Source organism: Flavobacterium hydatis, assembly GCF_000737695.1.
GTDB classification, from domain to species: domain Bacteria; phylum Bacteroidota; class Bacteroidia; order Flavobacteriales; family Flavobacteriaceae; genus Flavobacterium; species Flavobacterium hydatis.
This window is the reverse complement of sequence record NZ_JPRM01000051.1, coordinates 57,099-65,160: the sequence shown is the minus strand read 5'-3', so window position 1 is coordinate 65,160 and position 8,062 is coordinate 57,099. Positions and strand designations below refer to the sequence as shown.

Below are 8,062 nucleotides of genomic sequence, written 5' to 3'. Positions count from 1 at the left end.
TTTTGTTTTTTTAAAGACTCATTTTTTACTTCAAGAAAACATTTGTCAAATAAAATTGATTTAAAACTTTCACTATTAGAACTAATGAATGCATTTGATACTAAGTTTGGCTTATTTATTTTTTCATAAGAAAAATCTAATGCAGAGCCACTGTTATCATCGGTCATTCTTTGATAGAATTTAGTCTCTATATTTTCATTTAATTCTATATTACTTAGTTTACTACCTTTCTCAATTATACTTATTTTTTTATCTTCTATTGATCCATACAGATCTTTATATATATATATAGTGTCTCCTTTATTGACAATACTAAAATCATCTTTATCAATATCAACTTTTAAGATAAAATCCCCACAATCAATATCTGTTTGAGTATTAGTACTAATTTCAATTTTATCTTTAACTAATTTTTGCTCTTCTTTTTTGTCTACACAACTTAATAATGTTGCCAAAAATAATATCACAAACAATCTCATATTTTATTTACATTTAAACTTTTTACTTCTTCTAAATCAATATCTGTCAAACCAATATGGCCATGATCAGCGTGACCTTTATCATGTATAACACCTTGTATGCTATTACCAAAAATGGTTACTGGATTAGCACAAAAATTCTTTCTAAAACCATATGTATAAGCAAGATTAAAAACTGTTTTATTTTTTTCTTTATCAAAAATTGAACTTGTGTTATTACCTTGATAACTTTTCCCTGAAGTGTTTAAATAACGAAAATCACAATCAAGTCCTTTTCTTCTTCCTAAATGCCCATGCCCAGCATGATGACTAGAACCTGCTCCCCATGGATCACTACCATTTTCTGATGACATATCACCTAAGTGAATTTCCCAACCTTTTTCATTTACTTCACTAATAATCCCGAATAAACATGCTGCTGTTTTTGGTAATAAATAATGGTCTCCTTGTCCAACAGTTTCTCCTCCAGAAATCCCACCAGCATCAACACCACTATATCTACCAAATCCACTACCTGAACTAGGTATTTTTACCATTCCATGTTCATTTTCATCTAAAACATAAAGTAGTTTAAATTTGCCACCTCCTTTTTCTACATAATAAGCATGTTTCTTTTCAGTACCTTTAATAAGTTTTATCTTCCCTGATTTATAAGTATAATATTCGGATTGTCCATCTACTTCTTTTATAGTTGTTTTACCATTTTCACAATCATCAACCTTAAATATTTTCTTAGTTATATTTTTATAATTTTCTCTTCTCCTCTTTTTTGAATCAGCATCATCATTAGGATTAATTTTACCTGTCACCAAATTAGCTATAGACTCATTAGTATCATTTACTATAACACTGTTTACTTTTTTTAATTGCCAGAATCCCATTGCGGAAAAAACTGCGTATCTAATATCAGTTAAAATCTTTTCTGGATTATTTACAATATTAACTAGAGGGTCAACTAGCTTTATTTTTTCATATACTTTTTCATAATTTTCTTTCCATGTTAATTGTATTAACCCTTTACCTCTATACTTACTTCCGTCTCCCGTCTCAAAACCTTTATTACCAAATTTATTTGAATATGCATAATTAGCTAACATATCCTGATTTGCACTTTGAATACCACGATCATTATAACCATTTAAATCTTTTCTAGCATATAAATCAGCTATAGCTTTATTAGTTCTAAAATAAGATAAATTACAATAATTCTTTTTTGTTCCATTTGCAAAATAGCCGCCTTCTCCTGTTTGTCGATTACCTTTTATCCAATTTGTTCCTTCACTATACCAATAACCATCTTTAAGTGCTCCAGCACTATAATTCATACTCTCTGGTTTTTTTAACTCTAGTTTAGTTCCAACTTCTTTTAAAACCTGAGCAAAAAAATGAGCTTTCCTTAAACAAGTATTTATTTCAAATTTATTAATTCCCTCATTAAAAGCATTAACGACATTTGTCAACATTGAATCATCTGCATCTGTAAAAATCAACTCTAATTCCTTTTTTGTCAAAGTCTTACATCTTTCACAACCTCCCTTTTTCTCATCCTTCTTCTCATCCTTTTTATCATTCTTGCCTTGCTTCATCACATTATTCGTAGGCTCAATAGGATCTGGTTTAAATACCTTAGCATCTACCTTAACTACTTCACTTGGTTTATTCACATCACTTTGTAATACTTCAACATGTGCAAATAACTCTAATTCAGGCCCTTCTCCGAAATCACCTCCTAAGCTTCTTGGTATTGTATCTAGAGGTACTAGCCTAACATGTAAATCTGACTTGATAGTAAACTTTTGATCAAGTAATTCATCATCGCTAACAACATCTTCATCATACAATTTAAGACGAACTTCTTTCCCGATAAGTCCTTTAGAATTTATCCAGACTTTAATTCGGTTTTCTTTAAAAACACCTTTTATTTTGTTTCCATTAGCATCAGTAATGTTTACACTATTAATAACTCCTTTTACTTTTGTCTGTGCTGGCACAGTTGAAGTTTTAGGTTTCTGCACAGGCACATTGTTCTTAATTGGTTGTGTTTGTCCTGGAGAAGTCGTTTTACCCTTAAAAGGTGCTACTGGTGCTTCGAGCTCATTTACATTAACATTATTACTAGGTATTTTTTCTTTATTAAACTCGGTTGTTACATAGTATTCATGAATTTTATCACTTTCAGGCCCTGCTTTTGTTGCAATTTTCGCAAAACTTGGTCTTAAAGGAAAATCAACATCAGCTTTTCCATTTTTAACAATTCCAAAACGTGTTTCTACTATATTTTTTTCATTTGCCTTATTGTGTCCTCCCTTTTTTGCATCATCCTCCCAAAGCGTAACATACACTTTACGTTTTTCCATATGCAAGCAATGTACTCTCGCTTTAAGTGTTTGTCCATAAGACAGCGGCTTGGCAGGTTTTTTTCCGCTTTTGTCCAGTAATTCTACGCTATCAATTTTTGGGGTTCCGGCAGCTTGAGTTTTTACATCAAGTCGAGCAACTTGCTCCCCTCTTTTGGCCATGATACGAATCCCTTTTCTTTCCAAGCTTTTATGCAAGAAAGTATAGGAAACTTTGTCTCCTGTTTTGTCATTCTCTTTTGTTTTTCGCCACTTACCATGCTCCAATACGTGTATTGTCCAGGAAACTGGAGGCCCAAATGAACTCTTAGGCATAAGAGGATTTGGAAGCAAGCTACCAAAAAGAGCATTTATCGTGTAAAACTCTTCTTTTCCTACTACAGGATTAGGATTACCAGTTATTTTAAAATCTGACATACTGCTTCGTTTTATTTACAAATAGAATCACTCTCTTCTAAACTTTCTTGAAATTTAGCTGTATCTACCAATGGGTTTATCTGATTACTTACCTGTGGTTTAGCCTTTTTTGCATTTTGTTTTCCTGGCTCTGCCTTCTGTCCATGTTTATCTACAGTAATACAATCTGGTCCTCCTATTGGGCAAGTTGCTTTACTATTTTCTAATAAAATTTTTCCTTTATTAGATAATGTAACTTTATCATAAAAACCACTCCATTTAGTAATCGTTGCTTTGCAAGGCAGGTAATCTCCGCTTCCGTTAGGTTGCATTTTGCATTTACCAAAGGTATTTTTCTCTAATGTTTGCCCAATTTCTTTATCGGTTGCTATGAGTTTTTTCTCGGCATCTTTGTCATTGGCATAATGCTTACTTTGTGTTTTCACCTTAAGTTTATCCAACTTAGGCTCTACACTAAACTTACATTTTACCGTTGCTCCCTGTACTACTACATGTTTCTCACTCATGGCTTTACCTTTTTTGGATATTAAATATCCTTGTTGATTCCGTTTTCTTTTTTATAAATCTTACTCAAATCAATTATTCTATTTTTTTTTAGCTTTCTGTCTCCGTTTCTTCTGTTAAAGAATCGATTGTTATAGTTAATTTTATGGGTTCATGATAGTCAACACTACATTCTAAATTTATTTTTTCTATACTATAAGTATCAGAATCTAAAAAATAGGTTGCACTATAATTTCCTTCCCAAGCTTCAAAACCAAAACTCACATCAAAACCTGTATCTACATAAGCTCCGTTTTGCTCTACTTTAATTAAACCAGATTCATCTAGATAAGGATTTACCTTTTGCTCTACTTTAAATAAAGACTCTTCATTTTTTTCTAACGGAAAATAAACCTTATTCTCAAAAGAATAATTTGCAGTATAACCTACATAAATACCACTAAAAAAAGCTCTCAAGAAATAATCAGAAGATAGAGACTCCAGTAATGTTCCCGAACTCTCTAATGCATATTCTGTATGTTCTATATAAGCATGAGTTACCTCACCTTCATAATAATCCAGAATTTCTCTCTTGGTATCTTCCCAACGGCTTATGATTTCGTCATAATTATAAATATCAACCCATTTGCCTGATCCGTCTACAACAATCTTTAATGGATATAAAATTTCGGCAGTTTTTGCTCCCAATTCATCCATCACAGAATCTGGCTTTTCGGCATTTATATAAATATTAGATGCTTTGTTTATTTCAAAGAGCTGAAACTTATTCTTATCTACAGCAAGCCATTTTACATTTACCTCTGTAGTAATAGTATCAACTTGATCTCCTACTTCACTTATATAATGTACTTTATATTTCTTATCAAGCCCTCTAAGCAAGAATGGCAATGTGTAATCATTCTTTAAAACAACTTTTACAGTTGTATTCTCAATGCCCTTTTTCTCTGTACTATCACTTTTTTCAGGAGCTAAAATCAATAATTCTAAATGACTTTTAAAATCGGCTTCAATTAAATCCGGAATAGGGCAATATATATTATGGTATCGTCTGAGTTCTCTCGCATCTATACCAAGTTTTTGAGCAACACTTTCCAGCGTATCTCCTTCCCTTATTCTATAAGTGCGATGTTTGTCGTATAACGACATTTCAGAACCTTCTATATAGTACATTGTATCTTAGCTAATTTTAAAATTTATTCTGTAACCTTATAATGCTGGCTCTTTAACTTCTTTTTTACTTTCTTTTTTTTCCTCTACCGTAGGCTCGTACATAAAGCCTTCATCCTCTTTCTTCGTTTTTTTATCTATTTTGATTTCTTTTTCTTTTTGTCTTTTACAAATAATAACCGAGTTTTCGGTAATACCATTCATACCCAAAGTATATTTGGCATCGACATACTTAGCACTTTGATACCATTTAGGTTGCAAGAAAAATACCCAATTGTAGTTTTCACCATTTTGATCCAATTCTATTATACTTTCTGCATTATGATCATTATATCCCGAAACGGTATGGTAAAATAAGTTTCCAAAATCAATTCGTACTGGTCCTTTTGATCTAAGAGAAGTATAAGTTGCACTATCAGATTTTTTCTGAATCAATAAAGTTATAAGTAATAAATCCTTCATTTCTACACCATCAATTTCTGGAAAAGGATTTTTACCCTTTGGTATTCTCCAGGTAACATATTCTTTTGGTGGAATTTGCATCATATAATTAAATACTGCGTAAATTCCTGTAGGAACAATAAATACCAAGAAGTGGGAACACATTAAGAAAGTAAGTCCAATACCATTAAGTGCTGTATAAATAATTATAAACAGTACACTCGAATACAGAATAATTAGTAATGAAAATAACAATTCGATACCAACAGATTTGGCGTTAAATTCTTCAAAATACCATCGGTATAAATAAACATGGAGTGATCCGAACAATAAAGAAGCTATTTGATAAAAAAGAAATTCATCGGATAGTTCTGTAAATAACTTGTTATAACCCAAAAAGGCTACTAATGCGTAAATAAGCACAAACGAAAATATATAGATGTAAAATTTTCTCTTATATTTTACTGCAAATTCTTTTACCTTATCACTAAATACCATTGTAAGAATAACGCTTACTGCTATAATTACAACCAGAAATACAATGAGCCTAATATCTATAAGCGCTAATAAATGTTTCTTTACCATTTCTAAATTCGTGTTGTATACCCCAACACAGGTTGTTTACTAAAATTAAATGCTTCTGTTTCTTCATTCATTAATAAGATTGTTTTAAGCTCAACCTCCATCGGGAAAAAATGCTCATAAAAACAATCTATAAATTTTTTAACTCCACCCTCATGAATATAATCTTGAAAAGGCTTATTGGTTATAGGTCCTATCTCTACGGTTACATTCATGGAGTAATCCATGTATTTGTTCCCGCAAATAAAATCTACTCCCAATCTATTCTCTCCTAAATTTATTTGCTCGTTTTCATCACTATATTCTTTAGAACTTGTTATTGTATATTGTACTTTTTCTTCTATAATACTAGCTAAACAGCGACATGCCAAATCAATATCTCCAACAATTTTATAAGCGTATGGTAAAAGCTGAATAAACTTAGACACCAAAACTGCTGGATAAATTTGTGGTAAACCCCAGAAGTCATAAAAAAAATCTAGCGGTTTACTTCCGTTTAATTTGTATAAAAAATCTCTCTCAACACTTTCAATCTTAGTCCTATAATGAAAAATTTCATTCTCAAAAGGAACAAAAAAGTTACGAGCTTCAGCTTCTTGTTTTTTCTGATGCTTATGCTCTTTTATCATTTGTCGAACAGACTTATCGGCATTGTTCTCGCTTAAACTATGAACATAACCCTCTGGCAGCGCATCATAGATACTATCTCTAGACAAGAATATATTAAGATATTCCTGTTTATCGTAGTTATCATCCTGAATCGTTGCGCCCAAAACATCACTCCTATACGCTCTTGAGAATTGCCCTTTGTTAGAAATAATAATTTCTTCCGAGACAACATTACTGCTCTCAATGAGTTCATTAGCTATGATTTCGGCTCTGATATCATAAGAAATACTCTCTATTTCTTTTACCAAAATTTCAAGTGACTGTTTATTTCTTCTTTGCATCTTCATTGATTCTTCCTGCTCCTATATAGCGCAATTGAAAATAGTCGTCATTGAAATTATAAATCGCCAATCCTTTATCTGTACATGCCAAAATCCTATCGTTATGAAGGTATAAACCAACATCAGAGATAGGATGATCTTTGTCGTATCTAAAAAAAACTAAATCTCCTTCTGCCAAAAAACTTCGTCCTGTAAAAATCTGGATTGATTTAGATTTCCACATTCCAGCAGGATCTTTAGGAAGCGTTACTTTATAAACATCACTATACAATGATTGCAAGAAATAAGAGCAATCGATTCCTTTTTTCGAAAAGCTTTTTTCCTTGTATGGCGTATTAATCCAAGTATCTATATAAGAATACAAACTATAATTCGTTATCTTATTAGGAGTTACAGCAAGAACTATCGAATACTTTTCTTTTAAAGCTAAAATAGCATCGCTTAAATTTTCCGAATTATCATTTACAACTACTTTATTCTTCAAACCGACTTCTTCCATGTGAGATTGTTTTTTCAACAAATCCAAGGAATAATCATATTTAAAGGGAATCTGAGAAATATAACTCTGACTCCTGCATTCTGCTTGTAGCAACATTGCTAGTATTAATAAAATTACTTGCTTCATTAAAAAAAATATCAAATATTATTTTGCCTCAGTTTAAAAAAACCAACGGCTGTAGATTTTCAATTATTGAAATCTATGTTAATTACAAAAGCTAGTTGATGTGGTATTTACTAACTAATTATGTTTTTTATTGTAATCTTTCTTAAAAATGCCCATTCCATAAGATGTGCGACATTTTCAAACTTTATAAATCTAAAATTATTCTGAAATTTTAAAGCTGCAATCTATATCGCTATCGAATAGAAAACAAGCTGAAAAAGTTTTAAAAATACCACTTTAAGGTATTTTACTTTTTTCTAATTAAATCTACAATGACTAAAAATGAAATTATGATTCATTTTTAGTTTGCCAAAATACTAACTGCTGTGGTATTTGTTAGCCTGGCACTTTTTATTATGATTTTTTTTATGTTCATAAACACACGGTTGCAAACCTAATAAATTATTATGTAAGAATACAAATTATTTTTTGTAAATTTTATAGTAATAATTTTTGGAATCTTAAAATAATAAAAACTATTTTTGCGAGCAACTTTATAAA

The 8,062-nt window shown here is 31.0% G+C and carries 7 protein-coding genes; all 7 read right to left on the bottom strand.

The window, feature by feature from the left end; all coding sequences use genetic code 11:
- Positions 1-455 (bottom strand): hypothetical protein (locus IW20_RS22865; protein WP_165571471.1); only part of this gene is annotated, 455 nt, incomplete at its 3' end.
- 20 nt (positions 456-475) lie between these two features.
- On the bottom strand, positions 476-3,253 hold the full coding sequence (locus IW20_RS22860) for a glycoside hydrolase family 19 protein (RefSeq protein ID WP_035628075.1): 2,778 nt from the start codon (positions 3,251-3,253) through the stop codon (positions 476-478).
- A gap of 11 nt (positions 3,254-3,264) precedes the next feature.
- Positions 3,265-3,759, bottom strand: coding sequence for a DUF4280 domain-containing protein (locus IW20_RS22855; RefSeq protein WP_035628073.1), 495 nt, complete (start codon positions 3,757-3,759; stop codon positions 3,265-3,267).
- A gap of 88 nt (positions 3,760-3,847) precedes the next feature.
- Positions 3,848-4,927: a LysM peptidoglycan-binding domain-containing protein gene (locus IW20_RS22850; protein WP_035628071.1), complete on the bottom strand. Its 1,080-nt coding sequence runs from the start codon at positions 4,925-4,927 to the stop codon at positions 3,848-3,850.
- 36 nt (positions 4,928-4,963) lie between these two features.
- Positions 4,964-5,950, bottom strand: a complete 987-nt coding sequence (locus IW20_RS22845) for a TssN family type VI secretion system protein (protein ID WP_035628069.1) — start codon at positions 5,948-5,950, stop codon at positions 4,964-4,966.
- 2 nt (positions 5,951-5,952) lie between these two features.
- Complete coding sequence (locus tag IW20_RS22840; protein WP_240478526.1) at positions 5,953-6,897, bottom strand: type VI secretion system baseplate subunit TssG; 945 nt, start codon at positions 6,895-6,897, stop codon at positions 5,953-5,955.
- Entirely contained in the window at positions 6,881-7,522 is a 642-nt protein-coding gene (locus IW20_RS22835) for a C40 family peptidase (protein WP_035628065.1), read from the bottom strand. Before IW20_RS22835 ends, IW20_RS22840 begins: the two co-directional genes overlap by 17 nt.
- Positions 7,523-8,062: the final 540 nt, after the last annotated feature.

Excerpts from the sequence above, each read along its gene's own strand:
- IW20_RS22850 (WP_035628071.1), bottom strand. The coding sequence starts at position 4,927 with ATGTACTATATAGAAGGTTCTGAAATGTCGTTATACGACAAACATCGC.
- IW20_RS22860 (WP_035628075.1), bottom strand. The coding sequence starts at position 3,253 with ATGTCAGATTTTAAAATAACTGGTAATCCTAATCCTGTAGTAGGAAAA.
- IW20_RS22845 (WP_035628069.1), bottom strand. The coding sequence starts at position 5,950 with ATGGTAAAGAAACATTTATTAGCGCTTATAGATATTAGGCTCATTGTA.
- IW20_RS22855 (WP_035628073.1), bottom strand. The coding sequence starts at position 3,759 with ATGAGTGAGAAACATGTAGTAGTACAGGGAGCAACGGTAAAATGTAAG.
- IW20_RS22835 (WP_035628065.1), bottom strand. The coding sequence starts at position 7,522 with ATGAAGCAAGTAATTTTATTAATACTAGCAATGTTGCTACAAGCAGAA.
- IW20_RS22840 (WP_240478526.1), bottom strand. The coding sequence starts at position 6,897 with ATGCAAAGAAGAAATAAACAGTCACTTGAAATTTTGGTAAAAGAAATA.